We start from the raw sequence: 20,787 nt of genomic DNA on the forward strand, positions 1-20,787 counted from the left end.
CGCTGCGCTTTCAGGGGCAGTACTTCGATGCGGAAAGCGGGCTGCATTACAACCGGCATCGGTATTACGACCCGAGGCTTGGGCGGTATCTGACCCCGGATCCGGTGAAGCTCGCGGGTGGGGTGAATCAGTACCAGTACGTGCCGAATCCGACGGGGTGGGTGGATCCGTTGGGGTTAAGTTGCAATCCGTGTCCGGGGGAAATACGCGCTGACGGGCCATATAGCGAAATTGTACCGGGGGGCGGTCTGGCCGCTAACGACTCACGAGGTGGCCACGTTATCAAAAAACATGTTGAGCGAACCGAAGCCCAATTGAGAACCCGGCTGGAGGAAGAGCCCAACATACCTATCGCGTCAACATTTCAAAGTCGGGCAGAAGCCGAGGCTGCGCTGTCGAAGGTAATTAGAAATAATCAGAATAAAATTGATACCTTCATCAAAGGGCAAGCTAAAAAGGCTGTTATCAATGAGCAGGTCTCCGCACCAGCAGGTATTGGCGTTATTCGAAAAACTGGAAAATTAGAGCAACTGTACAGTATTAGGCTGGTGCTGCAACGCAAGGAAAAAACTCCACTCGGATACTTTATCTTGACAGGATTCGTAAATGACAAATGAAGACTTCCCAGCACTCTTTCAATTCTTGGGTGCCTATTTTCACGAAGATTGGATGTGTGAATCCAATCTAGCGGACGAGATTGTAAACTCATTCATAAATGACTCTGCGCTCAAAACGATAGAAGTTGTTGCAAAAGAAATTCAAAACCTATTGGATTTAAAATTAAGTGAAACCGTTTTGAGAGATTTCCTGTTGAAAGAAATCGGATGTAGCTATTGCTACTGGCATGAGTGGCAGAGCGGAGAGCAATGGCTCAGACACGTAGCTTTCAAGCTACAGCAGCCGTGAGAATCAACCGAAAGACGCTTCCAAGATAGTTTCTATTGAGGCTCAGCGACTCACTAAAATAGAAAGCCCGGCAGCACTGCCGGGCTTATATATCTGCAACTAATGAGCGCTACGATCTAGCGTACCGAGCCCGGGTTTGCGGCAAAGTGAAGTCGTTTCCCGGCCTGTTCCGACCATCAGAACAGTCGAGCCTAAGAAGCAGCGCCACTATTAAAGTCAACATCAAACGCCTGATAAAACGCATTCCCGGTATTAGCGACGATCCACATCAGCACAATAACGTGATGCCCCTTCTTGTTCGCAGGCAGTTTCACTTCGTGGTCGACTTTGGCCTTCAGTTCGTCCGCATGGCTGTAATACGGCACTTGGGGGTAGAAGTCCTCGAAGAAGGGTGCCGCTTCCAGTTGCGCGCGGGTAATGCGTTGCTGTGGATCCCAGCCATCCTTGGTGATCAGCCAACGATATCCGCGGGTGGTGTGCGGTGCGGTGTAGACCCAGCTGACCTTGAAGGTCTGGCCCGGATCGACGTTAAGCAGCGGCCAGGTGAACGGGCGAGCGAGCTTGGTGCTCATCTCGATATGGGTGTAGTTCACGCAATCGCGTGCATCGGTCTTGCCGCCGCTGAGAATGTAGCCGTCGGCTGGCGGCGCGACGCTGTCAGCGTCTGTGTCGAAGGGCTGCGGGAACGGTCCGGCCGCCAATGCCGGAAAGTTCTTGCCACCTTCCATTTCGTTGACTTGCCAACCGCCGAGCAAGCCGAGGTCAATGGCCACTGCGCCGCGACTCGCTGGCGAAATAACGCGGCCGTGTTTCAGTTGGGTCTGTGCAATTGCCTGATTCATGTTTTTCACTCCGTTGATTTAAGAACTCTCCTTCCCGAGGAGAGGCCTTCAAGCTAACGGAGGCAGTTTTTTTGTCCATCGGCGCTTTTGTCGCAGGTTGATCGGCCGGAAAGGCAGATCGCCGAAAATACTGGATGGATAACCAGTTACTACAGAGACTTCGCACTCGTCATGTAGCTAATCGCGTACACGCTGAATTGATGAAATCGCGCCTGGTTGATTCAAGCCAGTTTTGCCTGATATTCCTTTTCGTACTGCCCGGCGAGTTGCACTTTCTGTTTTTCGTCGAGCAGCTTGCCGGCCATCTGGAAGAATTTATGCTCTTCCTCCTCAAGGTGATGATGGACCTTGTCCGACAGCTTTTTTGCCGTGGCCAACCATGCCGGGCTCGACATCTCGGTTTCGTCGAGTTCTTCCATCATCTCGTCCATTTCATGATGCTCGGCAATGGCGTGGCGGCTCAGATCAACGCCTTCGTCGATTTCCATCAACGGAATGTAGAAGTGCCGCTCTTCTGCGGTTTCGTGCGCTTGCAGTTCAGCTTTCAGCTGTTTGTAGGCTTCGACCCGCTCAGGGCTGTCGCCGCTGGTCGCGATGAGCGCCTTGGCGTAAGTGCGCTGGCGCTCGTGGCTTTCGCGCAGGGCTTCAAAAATATTCAAGGGGGTTTCCTCATCAATCGCGCTCAGGGAAAGACGCGGTAAAAGCTAGACCGCGGCGCTTGATTGACGGTTCCGCTTGTTTATCGAGGGGCTTGGAGGCACCTGCCCGAACACGGTAGGCTGGGCCTTCAATTACACAAGGAAGTCATGCATGAATTTGCGTATCGAGTTGACGCAGAGCCCTACCGAAGAACAGCGCCAAGCAATTCTCCAACCATTGATTGAATACAACGATGCGAAGACCGGAATATCGAAAACCGAGCCGTTCGCCTTGATGGTCAAAGATGAGTATGGCGCGATACTGGGCGGTTTGTACGGGCGAGTGACTTTGCGCTGGATGTTCATCGATTTGTTGTCAGTGCCGGAACAAGGTCGCGGACAGGGGATTGGCTCCCAGTTGATGGCACAGGCAGAAGCATTGGCCAAAGACAAGAATTGCTACGGAATCTGGCTCGATACCTTCGACTTTCAGGCTCCGGAATTTTACAAGAAGTTGGGCTTCAGCCAGTTCGGAGAGATCGTTGACTACCCACCGGGGCACAAGCGTCATTTCTTCCAGAAGCGGCTTATCGGTTGAATGTTCCGCCGCCTTCGCGAGCAGGCTCGCTCCACAGGTTCTGTGGCATTCACCTATGTGGGAGCGAGCCTGCTCGCGAAAAGCGCCAGCCGCTTCAGCACCTGATCAGAGACAGGTTGCCAGAGCCGCCAAACGCCGCTTGGCGACGAAATCATCCTGCTGGGCGTAGTAGTTCAACGTTGTGCCGGATGCCTCGGTGATCACATCGACAAACGATTCTGCCGAACGCGTATACACCGTCGTGCCGCCCGGCTTGCGCGGTTCCAGATAGGCCGCCGCATCGACGCCAAATACCGCTTCGTCCTGCCAGCCGAACTGCACGCACTGGGCGACGACTTTCTCAGGCTTGTCCGAGGTCAACACCTTGTAGGGGCTCTTGGTGCGAGCATCGTCCATCACCGAACCTGCGCAACCGGCCAGCAGGACCGTCACCAGCGCTACCATCAGCATTCGCATTGCATTTGCTCATTCAGAAAAAAGCGGACTGTAGCACTGCAAAGCGAGAATTCGTTCTGCTTTACTGTTTTTATACGGCCACCGGTCCCACGAGGAAAATACATGGCGCCTAGCGACCAGCGACATGAACACGCGCTGAAACTGTTTCTCGACGCGCGCCCCGAACTGCGCGAAACCCTCGATCATCTCAATCCGCTGCTGGCCCAGGCCAAGGGAGAAACCCAGGCGCAATACCGCGAAGAACGACTGCATGAAGCGTTTGAAGCCGAAGCGGAGAGTCAGGGGTTGTTTGCCTGGGAGCTGACGCTGCAACTGACGGCTGATTCGCCTGAGGAATATCAGGCGCAGCGTCTTGAGGTACACCGGGAAGTGGCGGAGATGGCGGGGATGGACTGGCTCGAATATTGCGACTTGTACGGCATCACCCCGTAGGCCCCACCCCACGCTAATGGGTCATAGGCAACCTGGATTTCGCGGCGCGACTGATAAAGCTTTATCATGCCCGCAGTTTTGCTGATCGAGTCCGTCATGAAATTCGCCATTGCGCTGTTTTCCGCCGCCCATGCGCCCTCCTCGCGCCGTGCCCTGCTGTTTGCCCAGGCCGCGCTGGCCGGGGGGCATGAGATTGTCCGGCTGTTCTTTTATCAGGACGGCGTCTTCAACGCCTGCGATGCAGTGGTAACGCCGCAGGACGAGCTGGACTTGCCCAAGCAGTGGCGCAGTTTTATCAGCGAGCAGAAGCTGGACGGTGTGGTGTGCATCGCCGCCGCTTTGCGCCGTGGTGTATTGAATGAAGAAGAAGCCAAGCGTTACCAGCGCGAGGCGATTTCACTCAGCGCGCCGTGGGAATTGTCCGGCCTCGGCCAACTGCACGACGCCGTGCAAGACGCTGATCGCCTGATCTGCTTTGGAGGTGCATAAGATGGCCAAATCGCTGCTGATCATCAGCCGTCAGTCGCCGTGGTCCGGCCCTGGCGCTCGCGAAGCGCTGGATATCGTGCTGGCCGGCGGCGCCTTCGATCTGCCGATCGGCGTGCTGTTTCTCGATGATGGCGTGCTGCAACTGGCCGCCGGTCAGAACGCCAAGGCCCTGCAACAGAAGGACCTCAGCGCCAATCTGCAAGCGCTGCCGATGTTTGGTGTCGAGGAGCTGTTCTATTGCGCCGAAAGCGGCAACGCTCGCGGACTTGGAAAACGGTCGCTGGACGAAGCACAGCCGCTGACCGCCGAGCAAATCACCGCCCTTATTGACCGTTACGACCAGGTGATCACCCTCTGATGTCGACTTTGCATGTGTTGTCCCATTCCCCGTTCGGCGACGATCGCTTGAACAGTTGCCTGCGTGTCATCGGCAGCGCGGATGCATTGCTGCTCTGCGGTGACGCGGCCTATGCGTTGCAACCGGGCACGGCGCCATTCGCCGCGCTGCAAGCCTGTGCGCGCAAACGCTACGTCCTGGCCGAAGATGCCCAGGCTCGCGCCATCGAGATTCCCGACTGGGCCGAAACCATCGACTACCCGGCCTTCGTCGCACTGTCGATCCATCACGACAAGGTCAACAGTTGGCTATGAATCGCATGACCGTAGGCGGCCGTACCATCGAACTCGACAAGGACGGCTTTCTTGTCGAACTGAGCGACTGGTCGACCGAGGTCGCCAGCGCCCTCGCCACCGCCGAAGATCTCGATTTGACGCCCGAACACTGGGAAGTCCTCGAACTGCTGCGCAGCTTCTACGAAGAATTCCAGCTGTCGCCGGCCACGCGACCGCTGATCAAGTACACCGCGATGAAGCTCGGTCCGGACAAAGGCAACAGCCTGCACCTGAACCGACTGTTCAAAGGCACCCCTGCCAAACTCGCCGCGAAACTGGCGGGCCTGCCCAAACCGACGAATTGCCTATGACCGACTATCCAGCGCTGACCCTCGACACACCCGCCGAACACCCGTTCGCGCAGTTCGTGCGCATCCTTGGCAAGGGCAAGCGCGGCGCCCGCGACCTGACCCGAGCCGAAGCGCGGGAAGCCATGGGCATGGTGCTCGACGACAAGGTCGAGGACACCCAGCTCGGCGCCTTTCTGATGCTGCTGCGGCACAAGGAAGAAAGCGCCGAGGAGATGGCCGGTTTCACCGAAGCCCTGCGCGAACGCTTGCAGGCGCCGGCGCTGCAGGTCGATCTCGACTGGCCGACCTACGCTGGCAAGAAACGCCATCTGCCGTGGTATCTGCTGGCGGCCAAGTGCCTGGCGCAGAACGGCGTGCGTATCTTCATGCACGGTGGCGGCGCACACACGGCCGGACGGCTTTACAGCGAGCAATTGCTCGGCGAGCTGAACATCCCGTTGTGCCGCAACTGGCAACAGGTCGGTACCGCGCTGGATAATGCTGGCCTGGCCTTTATGCCGCTGGTGGATTGGGCACCGCACTTGCAAAAAATGATCGACCTGCGCAATACCCTGGGCCTGCGCTCGCCGATCCACTCGCTGGCGCGGATTCTTAATCCGCTCGGCGCACGTTGCGGGCTGCAAAGCATTTTCCACCCCGGCTACCAGGCGGTGCATCGTGATGCCAGCGGTCTGCTCGGCGATACGGCGATTGTGGTCAAGGGTGATGGCGGCGAAATCGAAATCAACCCGGACGCCACCAGCCATCTCTACGGCACCCGCGGCGGTCAGAGCTGGGATGAAGAATGGCCGCAGTTGTCAGCGCAACGCCACGTCAAACCCGCATCGCTGGACATCGAACAGTTGAAAGCCGTGTGGCGCGGCGATGTCGTCGACAGCTACCCGCAAATGGCTTTGATTGCGACCATGGCCCTCGCCCTGCGCGGCCTCGGCCAGGGTCGTGAACAGGCCTTTGCAACCGCCGAGCAGTATTGGGCGGCACGCAACACATCGATCTAACCGATCATTAACGCCCGATCTTTGCGCTTTTTGTTCGAACTCATCGGAATAGACTCGGCTCCAACGATTATTGGTTTACGGAGTCTTGATCATGGGTTTACTCGTCGATGGCCACTGGCAGGACAAGTGGTATGAAAGCAGCAAGGACGGCGCGTTCCAGCGCGAACAGGCGCAACGCCGCAACTGGGTGACCGCTGACGGTCAGGCCGGGACGAGCGGCGAAGGCGGTTTTGCTGCCGAAGCGGGGCGCTATCACCTCTACGTGTCCCTCGCCTGCCCTTGGGCGCACCGCACGCTGATCCTGCGCAAACTCAAAGGTCTGGAAAGCCTGATCGACGTATCCGTGGTCAGTTGGTTGATGCTGGAAAACGGCTGGACCTTCGACAAGGCGCTGGGCTCGAGCGGCGACCGTCTCGACGGTTTCGACTTCATGCACGAGCGTTACACCGCTGACACGCCTGACTACACTGGCCGCGTCACGGTGCCGGTGCTGTGGGACAAAAAGCTCAAGCGCATCGTCAGCAATGAATCGGCGGAGATCATCCGCATGTTCAACAGCGCGTTCGATGGTCTCACCGGCAATGATCTGGATTTCTACCCGGCGCCGTTACGCAACGAGATAGACGCGCTGAACGAGAGGATCTATCCGGCGGTTAACAACGGTGTTTACCGTGCCGGCTTCGCCACCTCTCAACAGGCCTATGAACAAGCCTTCGATGAAGTGTTCGCCGAGCTGGATCATCTGGAACAACTGCTGGGCGCCAATCGTTACCTGAGCGGGGAATACCTGACTGAAGCCGATGTGCGCTTGTTCACCACGATGATTCGCTTCGACGCCGTGTATCACGGGCACTTCAAGTGCAACCTGCGGCGCATTGCCGACTATCCGAACTTGTCGAACTGGCTGCGCGAAATGTATCAGTGGCCAGGGATTGCCGAAACGGTAGATTTCCAGCACATCAAGCATCACTACTATGGTAGCCATAAGACCATCAACCCGACCGGGGTGGTGCCGAAGGGGCCGCACCAGGATTTCAGCGTGGCGCATGACCGGTCGCGGTTGATCGGGAGAGGGGTTTGGCGCCGGGGTTGAAATTCGAGCAGCTCTTGAGGGCGCCATCGCTGGCAAGCCAGCTCCCACAACGTCTTGTGTAATGCTGAAGATTGCAGCTTTGACACAATACCTGTGGGAGCTGGCTTGCCAGCGATTGGGGCGACGCGGTGTTTAGACCTGTGCCTGCGCCCCTTCAAACCACGCCAGTTTTTTACGCAACTGCACCACTTCCCCAACGATCACAAGCGTCGGCGCATGAACTTCATGCTCCGCCACCAGTCGCGGCAGGTCGGCCAGCGTGCCGGTAAACACTCGCTGATTGACCGTGGTGCCTTGCTGAATCAGGGCCGCCGGGGTGTCCGCTGAACGGCCATGCTTGATCAACTGCTCGCAGATGATCGGCAAGCCCACCAGGCCCATGTAGAACACCAGCGTCTGCGCCGGAGCCACAAAGTCGGCCCATGGCAGATCGGTTGAGCCGTCCTTCAAATGGCCGGTGACAAACCGCACGGATTGCGCATGATCGCGATGGGTCAACGGAATCCCGGCATACGCCGCGCAACCGCTGGCCGCCGTGATTCCCGGCACCACCTGGAACGGAATGCCGTGGGCCGCCAGTTCTTCGATCTCTTCGCCGCCACGACCGAAGATGAACGGATCACCGCCCTTCAACCGCACCACGCGTTTGCCGGCCTTGGCCAGGTCGACCAATTGCTGGTTGATCTGATCTTGCGGCACGGCGTGTTCGGAACGACGTTTGCCGACGTACACGCGCTCGGCGTCACGACGGCACAACTCCAGAATCGCCGGCGCCACCAGACGGTCGTACAGCACCACATCGGCTTGCTGCATCAAACGCAGCGCACGAAAGGTCAACAGATCCGGATCGCCCGGCCCGGCACCGACCAGATAAACCTCGCCGGTGGTGACCATGGGTTCGCCATCCACCTTGGCTTGCAGCAGGCGTTCGGCCTCGGCGCCCTGCCCGGCCAGTTGCCGATCGGCGATCGGCCCCTGAAACACATCTTCCCAGAAGCCACGGCGCTGCTGCACATCCGGAAACAGGGTTTTCACCTGGTTGCGAAAACGCGCGGCAAGTCCGGCCAGTTGACCGTAGGTCGAGGGAATCCAGGTTTCGATCTTGGCGCGAATCAGACGCGCCAGCACCGGCGCATCGCCGCCGCTGGACACTGCAATGATCAACGGCGAGCGGTCGACAATTGCCGGGAAGATCACGCTGCACAACTGCGGCGCATCGACCACGTTCACCGGCACGCAACGTCGATGCGCATCACTGGAAACCTGTGCGTTAAGCGTTTCATCGTCGGTGGCGGCGATAATCAGCGCGCAACCGTCCAGATCCGCCTCCACGTAACCGCGCAACAGGCACTCGCCAGCGGAGGCGACGACCAGTTCGCGCAGTTGCGTTTCGATTTCAGGTGCGACCACCCGCAGCAGCGCACCGGCATCGGCCAGCAGGCGGGATTTGCGCAAGGCAATCTCCCCCCCGCCGACAACCAACACACGACTGCCGCGCAGGTTGTGAAACAGCGGCAGATATTTCATTTAACCGATGACCTCAAGGCCGCCCATGTACGGCTTGAGCACGTCCGGGACGCGGATCGAACCGTCGGCCTGCTGATAGTTTTCCAGCACGGCAACCAGGGTACGGCCGACCGCCAGGCCGGACCCGTTCAAGGTGTGCACCAGTTCCGGCTTGCCGGTTTCCGGGTTGCGGAAGCGCGCCTGCATGCGGCGGGCCTGGAAGTCGCCGCAGTTGGAGCACGAGGAAATTTCACGGTACTTGTCCTGGCTCGGAATCCACACTTCCAGGTCGTAGGTCTTGACCGCGCTGAAGCCCATGTCACCCGTACACAGGGCCAGGGTGCGGTAAGGCAGACCGAGCAGTTGCAGGACTTTTTCGGCGTTGGCGGTCAGGCCTTCCAGCGCTTCCATCGATTGCGACGGCTCGACGATCTGAACCATTTCAACCTTGTCGAACTGGTGCTGGCGGATCATGCCGCGAGTGTCGCGACCCGACGCACCGGCTTCGCTGCGGAAGCACGGGGTGTGGGCGACGAACTTGATCGGCAGCAGTTTCGAATCGACGATTTCGCCGGCGACAATGTTGGTCAGCGACACTTCGGCAGTCGGAATCAGGTACAAATCGGCTTCGCCTTCGCGAGCTATCTTGAACAGGTCTTCTTCGAACTTCGGCAACTGGCCAGTGCCTTGCAGTGCCGGGGCTTGCACCAGATAAGGCGTGTAGGCCTCTTCATAGCCATGTTCGTTGACGTGCAGGTTGATCATGAACTGCGCCAGTGCACGGTGCAGACGGGCGATCGGGCCACGCAGCAGAGCAAAGCGGGCGCCGGACAGCTTGGCGGCAGTCTCGAAGTCCAGCCAGCCGAACTTCTCGCCCAGGGCGACGTGGTCTTTCACTTCGAAATCGAATTGAGTCGGGGTGCCCCAGCGGCGCACTTCGACGTTGTCGTCTTCGTCTTTGCCGACCGGCACCGACTCGTGCGGCAAGTTCGGAATACCGAGCAGGATCGAATCCAGTTCGGTCTGGATCGCGTCCAGCTCGACTTTACCGGCACTCAGTTCGCCCGCCATGCGCTCGACGTCCGCCATCAACGGCGCGATGTCTTCGCCGCGCTGCTTGGCCTGACCGATGGATTTGGAACGCGCGTTACGTTCAGCCTGCAGTGCTTCGGTGCGGGTCTGGACGGTCTTGCGCTGTTCTTCCAGCGCTTCGATGCGCGCGGTATCCAGGGCATAGCCACGGGAAGCCAGGCGGTCCGCTACGTCCTGAAGGTTGCTACGTAACAGTTTGGAATCGAGCATGTCGGTTTCTCGTTATCAAAGTTTGGTCAGGGACAGGCCAGCCCACGTCGCGAGCAGCCCGCCGAATACGCTGAGTGCCGCGTAGCCCAGGGCCAGCAACACCTGCCCGCTTTCGAGCAGGCGCACCGTATCCAGTGAAAAGGATGAAAAAGTCGTCAGCCCCCCGAGGAAGCCGACCATCAACCCGGCACGCACCTCGATCGGCACCTCCGGGCGTATCAAAAACAGGCCGTACAACACGCCAATCAGCAGACAGCCCACGATATTAACGGCCAGCGTCGCGGTATAGAAGTGCCGCGGCCAATTGGCGCTGACCCAATTGCCAGTGGCGAAGCGCAACAAGGTGCCGGCCACGCCGCCGACCGACACCGCAACGATCAATGGAAGCACTATTTTCTCCGCCGTCGAGGGCTTAAACGGTCGAGTTGGGCAAGGTGGTTGAGCTTCTCGCCGATCTTCAATTCCAGGCCACGCGGCACCGGCTGGTAGAACGGGATCGGCTCGAGTTCTTCCGGGAAATAATCTTCGCCGGCGGCGTAGGCATCCGGTTCGTCGTGGGCATAACGGTATTCGTCACCGTAACCCAATTGCTTCATCAGTTTGGTCGGCGCGTTGCGCAGATGCAGTGGCACTTCCAGCGAGCCGTGTTCAGCGGCGGCACGCAGGGCGGTTTTGAAGCCTATGTACACCGCGTTGCTTTTCGGCGCGCAAGCCAGGTAGGTGATGGCCTGCGCCACGGCCAATTCACCTTCCGGACTGCCGAGACGCTCCTGCACTTCCCACGCCGCCAGGCACAGACTCAGTGCGCGCGGGTCAGCGTTGCCGATGTCTTCGCTGGCCATGCGCACCACGCGCCGGGCCAGGTACAGTGGATCGCAACCGCCGTCGATCATCCGCGCAAACCAGTACAACGCACCGTCGGGATTGGAGCCGCGTACCGATTTGTGCAGCGCCGATATCTGGTCATAGAACGCTTCGCCGCCCTTGTCGAAACGCCGCCGGGTGTCGCCGAGCAGACTTTGCAGCAGCTCGGTGCCGATTTCGCTGTTGTCTTCGGCCAGGTCCGAGGCGTTTTCCAGCAGGTTGAGCAGGCGCCGGCCATCGCCATCGGCGGCTGACAGCAGCATCTGGAAGCCTTCGTCGTTGAGCGTCAGGTTGCGCTTGCCCAGGCCGCGCTCTTCAGTGAGCGCGCGGTGCACCAGTTTGCGCAACGCCGCTTCGTCGAGGCTTTTCAGCACGTAGACGCGCGCGCGCGACAGCAGCGCGTTGTTCAATTCGAACGAAGGGTTTTCGGTGGTGGCGCCGATGAAGATCAGCGTGCCGTCTTCAACATAGGGCAGAAACGCATCCTGCTGCGACTTGTTGAAGCGGTGCACCTCGTCGACGAACAGAATCGTGCGCTTGCCGTACTGGCCGGCCTGCTGTTTGGCGATTTCAACGGCCTGACGGATTTCCTTGACCCCGGCGAGCACTGCCGAGACCGTTTCGAAGTGTGCATCGGAAACTTCCGCGAGCAACCGCGCAAGGGTGGTCTTGCCCACACCCGGCGGCCCCCAGAAGATCATCGAATGCAGGGCACCCTGCTCCAGCGCCTCGCGCAGAGGCTTGCCGCGAGCGAGTACATGCTCCTGACCGACGTACTCATCCAGATTGGCCGCACGCAAACGCGCGGCCAGCGGCTGGGCTATCGGTGCACTGCGAAACAGATCCATCACGTAGCGTTGAAACCTCTGATGTTCCTGGCCCCATCGGAGACCTGTGGCGAGGGAGCTTGCTCCCGCTGGCGCGCGAAACGGCCCCGCTGTTATTAGAAAGCGGGCCTGCTGCGCAGTCCAGCGGGAGCAAGCTCCCTCGCCACAAATGCCCCGACAAGGACCCCGGATTTATTCCTGGATGACGTCGGCACCCTTGGGGATGTCGAACTTGAACTTCGATGCCGGTACCGCTTCGTTGGCTTTCACCCCAGTGAACAGGATATTGGTGCGTTGGCCAACGCTGTCAATCAGTTGCATGTCATTGAGCAGGCCGTTGCGGAACGACAGGCGCAGGTTGTCGAACAGGGTGTCCTTGGTCTTCGGCTTGAGGGTGAAATCGATCACGCCGCCCGCCTCTTTCGCGCTGATGTCAAAGCTCTGGCTGATCTTCGACACGTCGCCGGAGAGCAGCAATGCCGGGGTCTGGGTCAGGCGTTCGTCGAGCTTTTTGATGGTCGCCTGTTCCAGGTCCGGGTCCCACAGGGTGACTTTCTTGCCGTCGGAGACCATGGTCTGCTCGGCCGGGGCGTTGGTGTGCCAGTAAAACAGGCCCGGACGCTGCAGGGTCATGTTGCCAGTGGTTTCCTGCAATTGCGTGCCGCTGCCGTCGAGGGTCAGCTGCGAGAAGTTCGCGCTCAGGGTCTTGGATGTTTCCAGCAATTGGGTCAGACGGGCTACGTCTTTTTCATCGGCGTGAGCGGTGAGCGCGGTCAGCGCCAGTACTGGCAACAGCATGCGGATAAGACGCATGGGAGTCCTCTTGAATACTCGTGGGAGAGTGGCGAAACTTCATTGTCCCGCCGCTTGCTTGTCAAATCAGTCGCGCACCGGGCCTGGCGCCAGGACTTCGCGCGAACCGTTGGTGTTCATCGAGGTGACGACCCCGGCCATTTCCATGGCTTCGATCATCCGTGCGGCGCGGTTGTAGCCGATCTTCAGCTTGCGCTGGACAGCGGAAATCGAGGCGCGACGGCTTTCCAGCACGAACTGCACGGCCTCGTCATACAGCGCATCGGCTTCAGGATCATCGCCGTCGCCGCCACCGCTGCTGCCTTCAAAGCCGCTGCCCGCCTCTTCGACACCGTTGAGGATGTCGTCGTTGTATTCCGGCGCGCCGCGCAGTTTCCAGGCTTCAACCACACGATGTACTTCATCGTCGGAAACGAACGCACCGTGAACCCGGATCGGCAGGCTGGTGCCCGGCGGCATGTAGAGCATGTCACCGTGACCGAGCAACTGTTCGGCGCCGCCCTGGTCGATAATGGTCCGCGAGTCGATCTTGCTCGACACCTGGAACGCCATACGGGTCGGAATATTGGCCTTGATCAGACCGGTGATCACGTCCACCGACGGCCGCTGGGTCGCCAGAATCAAGTGAATACCGGCCGCACGGGCCTTCTGCGCAATACGGGCGATCAGCTCTTCAACCTTCTTGCCGACGATCATCATCATGTCGGCAAATTCATCGACCACCACAACAATGGTCGGCAGTTTCTGCAGCAGTGGCGCTTCGTCGTGAATGCTTTCGCGCTTGTACAACGGATCGCTCAATGGCTCGCCGGCATCCTGCGCTTCCTTGACCTTGGCGTTGAAGCCGGACAGGTTACGTACGCCCATCTTCGCCATCAATTTATAACGCCGTTCCATCTCGGCGACGCTCCAGCGCAGGGCGTTGGCGGCGTCCTTCATGTCGGTCACCACCGGGCACAGCAGGTGCGGAATGCCTTCATAAATCGACAGTTCGAGCATCTTCGGGTCGATCATGATCAGCTTGGCGTCTTCCGGGCCGGACTTGAACAGGATCGACAGGATCATCGCGTTCACGCCCACCGACTTACCGGAACCGGTCGTACCCGCCACCAGCAGGTGCGGCATCTTCGCCAGGTCGGTAATCACCGGTTTGCCGCCAATGTCGTGGCCTAGCGCCAGGGTGACCGGCGACTTGAAGTTGTCGTACTCGGGCGTCGACAGTACTTCGGAGAAGCGCACGATCTGCCGGTCTTCGTTAGGGATTTCAATACCCACGGTGGTCTTGCCCGGGATCACTTCAACGACCCGCACACTGGTCACTGCCAGCGAACGCGCAAGGTCTTTTGCCAGGTTGGCGATACGGCTGACCTTGACGCCGGCGGCAGGCTGAATTTCGTAACGGGTAATCACCGGGCCCGGGTGGATCGAATCCACGGTGACCTCGACGCCAAACTCCTTGAGCTTGATTTCGAGCAAATGGCCGACCGCAGCCAGGGATTCCGGCGAATAGTTGAGCTGTTTCTTTTCCGCAGGATCAAGGATCGAGATCGGCGGCAAGGTGCCTTCGACGGCGCTGTCGACAAACAACGGCGCCTGTTTCTCTTTCTGCACGCGCTTGCTTGGCTCGGGGGCTTTGGCCGGGGCCGGCGCAATGACCGGCGGGACCTGCTTCTCGCGATCGGACATATGCTTGCTCAGGGCTTGCTCACGCTCGATCAGGCGCTCCTTGACCTTGGCCTGCTCACGCTTGTCAGTGACAGTCGGCGCGACCACGTCGTGCACGCGGTCATCGACCTCACGCAATTGCGCGACCAATTGTTTGCGCTCGGTGCGCGCCGTCCACCAGCGGTTGAGCGCGCTCTGGAACAATTCGAACAGGTCGAGCGTGATCTTGCCGGTGATGTCCATCACCTTGAACCACGACAGATCGGTGAACACCGTCAGGCCGAACAGGAACAGCGCAATGAACAGCAACGTGCTGCCCTGAATATTCAGCGCATTCTTCGCCAGGTCGCCTAGGCTTTCGCCCAGCGCCCCACCAGCGCCAGCCGGCAAACCAGTCGCGGCATGGAAATGGATGTGGGCCAGCGCAGCCCCGGACAGCACCAGAAATACCAGGCCGATCAACCGCCAGGAGAACAGCCAGCCGCTCCACTGCCATGGCTCGTGGCGCTGACGGAAGATCTGATAGGCCTTGATCGCCAGCAAAAGCGGAAAGATGTAGGCGAAGTAACCCAGCACCATGAACAGGATGTCGGCGCTGTAGGAACCCGCAGGGCCGCCGAAATTCTGTACGTCGTCGATCTTGCTGTTATGACTCCAACCCGGATCGTCCTTGCCGTAGGTCAGCAAGGCCATCATCAGGAACAGACACAACGCGCCGATGGCGATCAATGCACCTTCCTTGAGCCGGTAGTGCAGTTGCTGACGCCAGAGCGGAACGACTGTTTTTGGTGCTTCGGTGGATTTCTTCAAAACGCTTCTTTTCCTGCGCCCGAGGCGCGTCCATCTATTGAATGACAAAAAACTGCCCAATCCAGGCAGGTAAAAAGTAAACGGGCACAACCGAGACTACTTTTAACACTGTGCGGCGGCTTTTATAAACACAGCGATAGGCGCGGCGCGCAGCAAATATCTGTAACAGCCCGGCATTGTACGGGTTTGTACGAGCGTTACCATGCTTGCAGCCCAGTGTTGAGCATAGCCAAGCGTACACAAACTGCGGTCCAATTTGATCATGCATTGTCTTTTGTGACAAAGGCTTATGAGGTGTATTTGATGAACGTAGCGAAGCCTGCGACCGCGTCCCGCTTGCCACGCTGAATCGGCACACACGCGATGATCGCTTACGACCGCAGCCGACACCTCAAGTTGCACCACGATGCAGGTGCAGGCAGGCTTGCATGCAGGACATCTCGGGCGATTCGCGGCACACTCGCTCCCGGGACCAAAACACCCCTGACCGCCCTCCCCTTCTGCAAAGCCTGGATGCCATGCTGACTTGGTTACAACGTAATTCACTGACTTTTCCACCACTGGAAAAGGCCATGCGCGACCCCAACGGCCTGCTCGCCGCGGGTGGCGACCTGTCCGCCGATCGGCTGATACAAGCTTATCGCCACGGCTGCTTTCCGTGGTTCTCAGAAGGCCAGCCGATTCTCTGGTGGTCGCCTAATCCGCGTACGGTGCTGTTTCCCGACGAACTGCACGTTTCGCGCAGTCTCGGCAAATTGCTGCGCAAGCAGCGTTACCAGGTGACCTTCGATCAAGATTTCGAGGCCGTAATCCGCGCCTGCGCCGCGCCACGGAATTACGCCGACGGCACCTGGATCACCCAGGCCATGCAGGACGCTTACGTTGAATTGCACCGACGCGGCTTTGCCCATTCGGTCGAGGTCCGCGATCAGGGCGAACTGGTCGGCGGCCTGTACGGCCTGGCGATGGGCCAGTTGTTTTTCGGTGAATCAATGTTCAGTCGCGCCGACAACGCCTCGAAATATGGCTTTGCCACGCTGGTGCAGCACTTGAAGGACTCCGGATTCGTGCTGATCGATTGCCAGATGCCAACCGATCATCTGCACAGTCTCGGCGCCCGGGCGATTCCGCGCCAGGAATTCGCCGACTATCTGGCCCGACACCTGGATCAACCCAATCGCGCGACCTGGGTTTGCTGAGCGACTTTCGCGCGCGTGGCTTACACTTAATTCACCAGCTTATCCCGAGGGTTGATCATGACCGAGTTGGCGCGGTTGAAGTTCTATGCCACTCAGCCTCACTCTTGCAGTTATCTGCCCGAGGAGCAGGCCACGACCCTGTTTCTCGATCCAAGTCAGCCCATGGATGTGCATGTCTACGCAGACCTGTCGGAGATGGGCTTTCGTCGCAGTGGCGACCATTTGTACCGGCCGCATTGCCAGAATTGCAATGCGTGCGTGCCTGCGCGCATTCCGGTCGCGCAGTTCAGCCCTAATCGTCAGCAGAAGCGTATTTTCAAACGCAACGCCGATTTGCAGGTACGTCCGGCCAAGCCTCAGTTCAGCGAAGAATATTTCGACCTGTACCAGCGTTATATCGAACAACGCCACGCCGACGGCGATATGTACCCGCCGAGCCGCGATCAGTTCTCGACTTTTCTGGTGCGCGACCTGCCCTTCTCGCGCTTCTATGAGTTCCGACTCGACGGACGGCTACTCGCGGTGGCGGTGACCGATTTGCTGCCGAACGGTTTGTCGGCGGTGTATACCTTTTACGAACCCGAGGAAGAACGTCGCAGCCTTGGCCGTTTCGCCATCCTCTGGCAGATCGGCGAGAGCCAGCGCCTTGGCCTCGAAGCGGTCTACCTCGGTTACTGGATCAAGAATTGCAAAAAGATGAATTACAAGACGCAATATCGGCCCATCGAACTGCTGATTAATCAGCGCTGGGTCGTCCTCAACTAATCCCACCGCCTAAACCCCTTGGCGTAAACCCCATTTTTCGGGCACAATGCACGCCGCTTTTGCCTGGCGCAGTTGCACCGGGCCATTCATTGGATACCGAGGGCTTTACTGCATGTCGAAAGAAGACAGCTTCGAAATGGAAGGCACTGTCGTCGACACCCTGCCCAACACCATGTTTCGTGTGGAGTTGGAAAATGGGCACGTCGTAACCGCGCATATTTCCGGCAAGATGCGCAAGAACTACATTCGTATTCTTACCGGTGACAAAGTGCGCGTCGAGCTGACGCCCTATGATTTGAGCAAAGGGCGGATCACTTACCGCGCTCGTTAATCAAGTCAATACAGAACGCCCGGGTTATGCCGGGCGTTTTTGTATGTGCGGTTTTTGGTTTTTTGGTTTTTTGGTTTTGTGAGCATATCCGTTGCTGCGGGTGTGGCCGCTGGCGGTTTCGCTCTTACAGCGAGTCCCTTTTTCAAACGCCAAAAAGGAACCAAAAGGCTTTGCCCCCGGCGTACGGCCCGCTCGCTGGGGCTCGGGGTTCCTTCGTTACGGGATCGATCCGGGCGCAGCGTCTCCGGTTTGCTTCGCTGCACCTCCTCTCGCTGTGTACGACTGCGTCGTACGGTCGCTGCGCTCCCACGCCCGGATCAATCCCGTAACGAAGCCTGCCGATGGGGCATAAGATCAAAAGCCAGAGCCAGAGCCAGAGCCAGAGCCAGATCAAAAGATCGCAGCCTGCGGCAGCTCCTACGGTTGGATCGTTTGTATCCGGTAGAAATATGTTGGCCGGAAGGCCGCCATCGCGAGCAGGCTCACTCCTACAGTTGGAATAGGTACAACCTCAAGAAACAGGTCGGCTGTCAGGCCGCCTTCGCGAGCAGGCTCGCTCCCACAGAAAAGCAAAGCAGCGCAGCTGCCCGCGGCAAAGCCGCCCCACTCAACAATGAGCGTTAGCTCGAGTACCGCTCTTGATCTTGATCCACGGGCGACTTCGGAAGGCTGAGTGGAGGGATTGATCGGGGCGTGGGAGCGCAGCGACCGTTTGGCGCAGCCAAACACAGCGAGAGGAGGTGCAGCGAAGCAAACCGGAGACGCTGCGCCCGGATCAATACCGCAGCGAAGGAACCCGAGCCTGCGAGGGCCGAACGCAGGAGCAAAGCCTTTTTGGTTACTTTTTCGGCGTCTGGAAAAAGTGACCCGCCGTAAGGGCGGAACCCTAAGCAGCCATCACCGCAGCAACGGATATTCACCCCCCCCCAAAAAAACGACAAATAACAAAAAGGCGCCCGAAGGCGCCCTCGTGATCCAAGGCCGTCAGGCCATTTCCGCGGTAGTTTCGAAGTCGAACGTCAGTTCCCCGTCCTTGATGTCGATGTGCACCACACCGCCATGCTCGGCCAGCTCACCAAACAGAATCTCCTCTGCCAGCGGACGCTTGATCTTGTCCTGAATCAAACGCGCCATCGGCCGTGCGCCCATTGCCGAGTCGTAACCACCCGCCGCGAGCCAACTGCGCGCCGCATCGGTCACTTCCAGCAACACGCGCTTGTCTTCCAGCTGCGCCTGAAGCTCGGTAAGGAACTTGTCCACCACACTTTTGATGACCTCATGGCTGAGGCGACCAAACTGGATAATGGTGTCCAGACGGTTACGGAATTCCGGCGTGAAGCTCTTCTTGATCACCTCCATCGCATCGGACGAGTGGTCCTGATGGGTGAAACCGATCGAAGCCCGCGCGGCCGTTTCGGCACCGGCGTTGGTGGTCATGATCACGATCACGTTGCGGAAGTCCGCTTTGCGCCCGTTGTTATCGGTCAGCGTACCGTGGTCCATGACCTGCAGCAGCAGGTTGAAGACTTCCGGATGCGCCTTCTCGATTTCGTCGAGCAGCAATACGCAATGTGGCTGCTTGGTGATCGCTTCGGTCAACAGACCGCCCTGATCAAAGCCGACATAACCCGGAGGCGCGCCGATCAAACGCGATACGGTGTGACGCTCCATGTATTCGGACATGTCGAAACGCACCAGCTCGATGCCCAGTGCCTTGGCCAGTTGGCGCGCGGCCTCGGTCTTGCCGACACCGGTAGGCCCTGCGAACAGGAACGAACCGACCGGCTTGTCGGGCGACTTGAGCCCGGCACGGGACAATTTGATCGCGGTCGACAGCGAATCGATCGCCGCGTCCTGGCCAAACACCGTGAGCTTCAGATCGCGCTCCAGATTACGCAGCAGCTCCTTGTCGGAACTGGTGACGTGTTTCGGTGGAATCCGCGCGATTTTCGCCACGATGTCTTCGACCTGCGGCACTTCGATACGCTTGACGCGCATCTCGACCGGTTGCAGACGCTGGTAGGCGCCCGCCTCGTCGATCACATCGATAGCCTTGTCCGGCATGTGCCGGTCGTTGATGTAGCGCGACGCCAGCTCGGCGGCGGCACGCAACGACTCATCGCTATATTCGATGTTGTGGTGCTGCTCGAAACGCCCTTTCAGGCCACGCAGGATACCGATGGTGTCTTCCACCGACGGCTCGACGACATCAACCTTCTGGAAACGGCGGGCCAAGGCACGATCCTTCTCGAAGATGCCGCGAAACTCCTGGAAGGTGGTCGAGCCGATGCAACGAATGTCGCCAGACGACAGCAGCGGCTTGAGCAGGTTGGATGCATCCATCACGCCACCGGACGCAGCGCCCGCACCAATAATGGTGTGGATTTCGTCGATGAACAGGATCGCCTGCGGACGTTTTTTCAGTTCATTGAGCAGCGCCTTGAAGCGCTTCTCGAAATCGCCGCGATATTTGGTGCCCGCGAGCAGAGCGCCAAGATCGAGCGAGTAGACAACCGCATTGGCCAGCAGATCCGGCACCTGATTGTCGACAATGCGCTTGGCCAGGCCTTCGGCAATCGCGGTTTTACCCACGCCTGCCTCGCCGACCAGCAGCGGGTTGTTTTTGCGCCGACGCGCAAGGATCTGCGCGACACGCTCGACTTCCGACTCGCGCCCGACCAGCGGATCAATCCGCCCCTGACGAGCAAGTTCGTTGAGGTTGCTGGCATAAGCATCCAGAGGATTGCCTGAAGAAGAAGACTCACCGCCCTCGTCGTCCTGCATATCTTGTTCACCTTCAGAGTGATCGCCATGCCCCGGCACTTTGGAAATGCCATGAGCGATGTAGTTGACGACATCAATGCGCGCAACGCTCTGCTGTTTCAGCAGAAACACTGCCTGACTCTCTTGCTCACTGAAGATTGCAACCAGCACGTTGGCGCCGGTGACTTCGCGTTTGCCCGAGCTCTGTACGTGGAAAACAGCACGCTGCAGGACACGCTGGAAGCCCAGGGTTGGCTGGGTTTCACGGTCCTCGTCATGAACGGGGATCAATGGCGTGGTGGAGTCGATGAACTCCTGCAGGTCGTGCTTGAGTTTGTCGAGGTTTGCGCCGCAGGCACGCAAAACGGTGGCGGCAGCCTCATTATCCAATAGGGCCAGCAGCAGGTGTTCGACGGTCATGAATTCATGACGTTTCGAACGAGCCTCCTTGAAGGCTAGATTGAGGGTGACTTCGAGCTCGCGGTTTAACATAGCTTCACCTCATAC

At 58.8% G+C, this 20,787-nt stretch carries 23 protein-coding genes; 13 read left to right on the forward strand and 10 right to left on the reverse strand.

The genetic code is table 11. From position 1 onward, the window contains the following. Together HU743_RS18225 and HU743_RS18230 are read left to right on the forward strand one after the other, a co-directional pair. Positions 1-617: RNase A-like domain-containing protein (locus tag HU743_RS18225; RefSeq protein WP_276569459.1), on the forward strand; the 617-nt coding region annotated here is incomplete at its 5' end. Then, positions 607-906, forward strand: coding sequence for a contact-dependent growth inhibition system immunity protein (locus HU743_RS18230; RefSeq protein ID WP_186650310.1), 300 nt, complete (start codon positions 607-609; stop codon positions 904-906). The genes HU743_RS18225 and HU743_RS18230, both read left to right, overlap by 11 nt. A 191-nt stretch (positions 907-1,097) precedes the next feature. Here HU743_RS18230 and HU743_RS18235 read toward each other — a convergent pair whose 3' ends face one another. Together HU743_RS18235 and HU743_RS18240 are read right to left on the reverse strand one after the other, a co-directional pair. Further along, the gene (locus HU743_RS18235) at positions 1,098-1,748 is read right to left on the reverse strand and encodes a lytic polysaccharide monooxygenase auxiliary activity family 9 protein (protein WP_186650313.1); all 651 of its coding nucleotides are present in this window, start codon (positions 1,746-1,748) and stop codon (positions 1,098-1,100) included. Positions 1,749-1,969: 221 nt separating this feature from the next. Beyond that, on the reverse strand, positions 1,970-2,407 hold the full coding sequence (locus HU743_RS18240) for a hemerythrin domain-containing protein (protein WP_186551833.1): 438 nt from the start codon (positions 2,405-2,407) through the stop codon (positions 1,970-1,972). Between the two features lie 151 nt (positions 2,408-2,558). On the opposite strand from HU743_RS18240, the gene HU743_RS18245 reads away from it, so the two are divergent. Next, a complete protein-coding gene (locus HU743_RS18245) occupies positions 2,559-2,984 on the forward strand; it encodes a GNAT family N-acetyltransferase (protein ID WP_186650316.1) in 426 nt (141 codons plus the stop codon). A gap of 105 nt (positions 2,985-3,089) precedes the next feature. Here HU743_RS18245 and HU743_RS18250 read toward each other — a convergent pair whose 3' ends face one another. Further along, positions 3,090-3,440 (reverse strand): hypothetical protein, encoded by a 351-nt coding sequence (locus HU743_RS18250; RefSeq protein ID WP_186623005.1) that lies wholly within the window; start codon positions 3,438-3,440, stop codon positions 3,090-3,092. Between the two features lie 102 nt (positions 3,441-3,542). Here HU743_RS18250 and HU743_RS18255 point away from each other — a divergent pair, with 102 nt between their 5' ends. From HU743_RS18255 to HU743_RS18285, 7 genes are all read left to right on the forward strand, one after another. Continuing rightward, positions 3,543-3,872, forward strand: a complete 330-nt coding sequence (locus HU743_RS18255) for a DUF6388 family protein (RefSeq protein ID WP_186551830.1) — start codon at positions 3,543-3,545, stop codon at positions 3,870-3,872. Positions 3,873-3,968: 96 nt separating this feature from the next. After that, entirely contained in the window at positions 3,969-4,361 is a 393-nt protein-coding gene (tusD, locus tag HU743_RS18260) for a sulfurtransferase complex subunit TusD (protein ID WP_186623001.1), read from the forward strand. Between the two features lies 1 nt (position 4,362). Continuing rightward, on the forward strand, positions 4,363-4,719 hold the full coding sequence (gene tusC, locus HU743_RS18265; protein ID WP_186650319.1) for a sulfurtransferase complex subunit TusC: 357 nt from the start codon (positions 4,363-4,365) through the stop codon (positions 4,717-4,719). Then, positions 4,719-5,012, forward strand: a complete 294-nt coding sequence (gene tusB / locus HU743_RS18270) for a sulfurtransferase complex subunit TusB (protein ID WP_186551827.1) — start codon at positions 4,719-4,721, stop codon at positions 5,010-5,012. Before tusC ends, tusB begins: the two co-directional genes overlap by 1 nt. Then, positions 5,009-5,344 carry a TusE/DsrC/DsvC family sulfur relay protein gene (locus HU743_RS18275; protein WP_186650321.1) on the forward strand — a complete coding sequence of 112 codons (336 nt, stop codon included), beginning with the start codon at positions 5,009-5,011 and terminating at the stop codon, positions 5,342-5,344. The genes tusB and HU743_RS18275 overlap by 4 nt, the downstream gene beginning before the upstream one ends. Next, on the forward strand, positions 5,341-6,342 hold the full coding sequence (locus HU743_RS18280) for a glycosyl transferase family protein (protein ID WP_186650323.1): 1,002 nt from the start codon (positions 5,341-5,343) through the stop codon (positions 6,340-6,342). The genes HU743_RS18275 and HU743_RS18280 overlap by 4 nt, the downstream gene beginning before the upstream one ends. 91 nt (positions 6,343-6,433) lie before the next feature. After that, positions 6,434-7,435 carry a glutathione S-transferase family protein gene (locus HU743_RS18285; RefSeq protein ID WP_186650325.1) on the forward strand — a complete coding sequence of 334 codons (1,002 nt, stop codon included), beginning with the start codon at positions 6,434-6,436 and terminating at the stop codon, positions 7,433-7,435. 132 nt (positions 7,436-7,567) lie between these two features. Here the strand turns inward: HU743_RS18285 and cysG are convergent, their stop codons facing one another. The 6 genes from cysG to HU743_RS18315 form a co-directional block, all read right to left on the reverse strand. After that, complete coding sequence (cysG, locus tag HU743_RS18290) at positions 7,568-8,962, reverse strand: siroheme synthase CysG (protein ID WP_186650327.1); 1,395 nt, start codon at positions 8,960-8,962, stop codon at positions 7,568-7,570. Continuing rightward, on the reverse strand, positions 8,963-10,243 hold the full coding sequence (gene serS / locus HU743_RS18295; protein ID WP_186622990.1) for a serine--tRNA ligase: 1,281 nt from the start codon (positions 10,241-10,243) through the stop codon (positions 8,963-8,965). A 15-nt stretch (positions 10,244-10,258) separates the two neighbouring features. Then, complete coding sequence (gene crcB, locus HU743_RS18300; RefSeq protein ID WP_186551821.1) at positions 10,259-10,633, reverse strand: fluoride efflux transporter CrcB; 375 nt, start codon at positions 10,631-10,633, stop codon at positions 10,259-10,261. Continuing rightward, a complete protein-coding gene (locus HU743_RS18305) occupies positions 10,633-11,955 on the reverse strand; it encodes a replication-associated recombination protein A (protein WP_186650329.1) in 1,323 nt (440 codons plus the stop codon). Before HU743_RS18305 ends, crcB begins: the two co-directional genes overlap by 1 nt. A gap of 171 nt (positions 11,956-12,126) precedes the next feature. Then, positions 12,127-12,747, reverse strand: coding sequence for an outer membrane lipoprotein chaperone LolA (lolA, locus tag HU743_RS18310; RefSeq protein WP_186551819.1), 621 nt, complete (start codon positions 12,745-12,747; stop codon positions 12,127-12,129). Between the two features lie 66 nt (positions 12,748-12,813). After that, positions 12,814-15,222, reverse strand: a complete 2,409-nt coding sequence (locus tag HU743_RS18315) for a DNA translocase FtsK (protein WP_186551818.1) — start codon at positions 15,220-15,222, stop codon at positions 12,814-12,816. A gap of 518 nt (positions 15,223-15,740) precedes the next feature. On the opposite strand from HU743_RS18315, the gene aat reads away from it, so the two are divergent. The 3 genes from aat (at position 15,741) to infA (ending at position 17,517) form a co-directional block, all read left to right on the forward strand. After that, a complete protein-coding gene (aat, locus tag HU743_RS18320; protein ID WP_186650331.1) occupies positions 15,741-16,421 on the forward strand; it encodes a leucyl/phenylalanyl-tRNA--protein transferase in 681 nt (226 codons plus the stop codon). A 57-nt stretch (positions 16,422-16,478) separates the two neighbouring features. Beyond that, positions 16,479-17,186: an arginyltransferase gene (locus HU743_RS18325; RefSeq protein ID WP_186650333.1), complete on the forward strand. Its 708-nt coding sequence runs from the start codon at positions 16,479-16,481 to the stop codon at positions 17,184-17,186. A gap of 112 nt (positions 17,187-17,298) precedes the next feature. Next, the gene (gene infA / locus HU743_RS18330; RefSeq protein ID WP_002553999.1) at positions 17,299-17,517 is read left to right on the forward strand and encodes a translation initiation factor IF-1; all 219 of its coding nucleotides are present in this window, start codon (positions 17,299-17,301) and stop codon (positions 17,515-17,517) included. Between the two features lie 984 nt (positions 17,518-18,501). Here the strand turns inward: infA and clpA are convergent. Then, positions 18,502-20,772, reverse strand: coding sequence for an ATP-dependent Clp protease ATP-binding subunit ClpA (gene clpA, locus HU743_RS18335; protein WP_016775266.1), 2,271 nt, complete (start codon positions 20,770-20,772; stop codon positions 18,502-18,504). Positions 20,773-20,787 lie beyond the last annotated feature (15 nt).

The organism is Pseudomonas sp. SWRI99 (assembly GCF_014270125.1).
Taxonomy (GTDB): Bacteria; Pseudomonadota; Gammaproteobacteria; order Pseudomonadales; family Pseudomonadaceae; genus Aquipseudomonas; species Aquipseudomonas hamedanensis.

Bases quoted from the DNA above. Each gene is read 5' to 3' on its own strand.
- HU743_RS18285 (WP_186650325.1), top strand. From the start codon at position 6,434: ATGGGTTTACTCGTCGATGGCCACTGGCAGGACAAGTGGTATGAAAGC.
- HU743_RS18275 (WP_186650321.1), top strand. From the start codon at position 5,009: ATGAATCGCATGACCGTAGGCGGCCGTACCATCGAACTCGACAAGGAC.
- tusC (WP_186650319.1), top strand. From the start codon at position 4,363: ATGGCCAAATCGCTGCTGATCATCAGCCGTCAGTCGCCGTGGTCCGGC.
- HU743_RS18245 (WP_186650316.1), top strand. From the start codon at position 2,559: ATGAATTTGCGTATCGAGTTGACGCAGAGCCCTACCGAAGAACAGCGC.
- cysG (WP_186650327.1), bottom strand. From the start codon at position 8,962: ATGAAATATCTGCCGCTGTTTCACAACCTGCGCGGCAGTCGTGTGTTG.
- HU743_RS18235 (WP_186650313.1), bottom strand. From the start codon at position 1,748: ATGAATCAGGCAATTGCACAGACCCAACTGAAACACGGCCGCGTTATT.
- tusD (WP_186623001.1), top strand. From the start codon at position 3,969: ATGAAATTCGCCATTGCGCTGTTTTCCGCCGCCCATGCGCCCTCCTCG.
- tusB (WP_186551827.1), top strand. From the start codon at position 4,719: ATGTCGACTTTGCATGTGTTGTCCCATTCCCCGTTCGGCGACGATCGC.
- HU743_RS18280 (WP_186650323.1), top strand. From the start codon at position 5,341: ATGACCGACTATCCAGCGCTGACCCTCGACACACCCGCCGAACACCCG.
- aat (WP_186650331.1), top strand. From the start codon at position 15,741: ATGCTGACTTGGTTACAACGTAATTCACTGACTTTTCCACCACTGGAA.
- HU743_RS18230 (WP_186650310.1), top strand. From the start codon at position 607: ATGACAAATGAAGACTTCCCAGCACTCTTTCAATTCTTGGGTGCCTAT.
- lolA (WP_186551819.1), bottom strand. From the start codon at position 12,747: ATGCGTCTTATCCGCATGCTGTTGCCAGTACTGGCGCTGACCGCGCTC.
- HU743_RS18305 (WP_186650329.1), bottom strand. From the start codon at position 11,955: ATGGATCTGTTTCGCAGTGCACCGATAGCCCAGCCGCTGGCCGCGCGT.
- HU743_RS18255 (WP_186551830.1), top strand. From the start codon at position 3,543: ATGGCGCCTAGCGACCAGCGACATGAACACGCGCTGAAACTGTTTCTC.
- HU743_RS18250 (WP_186623005.1), bottom strand. From the start codon at position 3,440: ATGCGAATGCTGATGGTAGCGCTGGTGACGGTCCTGCTGGCCGGTTGC.
- HU743_RS18325 (WP_186650333.1), top strand. From the start codon at position 16,479: ATGACCGAGTTGGCGCGGTTGAAGTTCTATGCCACTCAGCCTCACTCT.
- serS (WP_186622990.1), bottom strand. From the start codon at position 10,243: ATGCTCGATTCCAAACTGTTACGTAGCAACCTTCAGGACGTAGCGGAC.
- clpA (WP_016775266.1), bottom strand. From the start codon at position 20,772: ATGTTAAACCGCGAGCTCGAAGTCACCCTCAATCTAGCCTTCAAGGAG.
- infA (WP_002553999.1), top strand. From the start codon at position 17,299: ATGTCGAAAGAAGACAGCTTCGAAATGGAAGGCACTGTCGTCGACACC.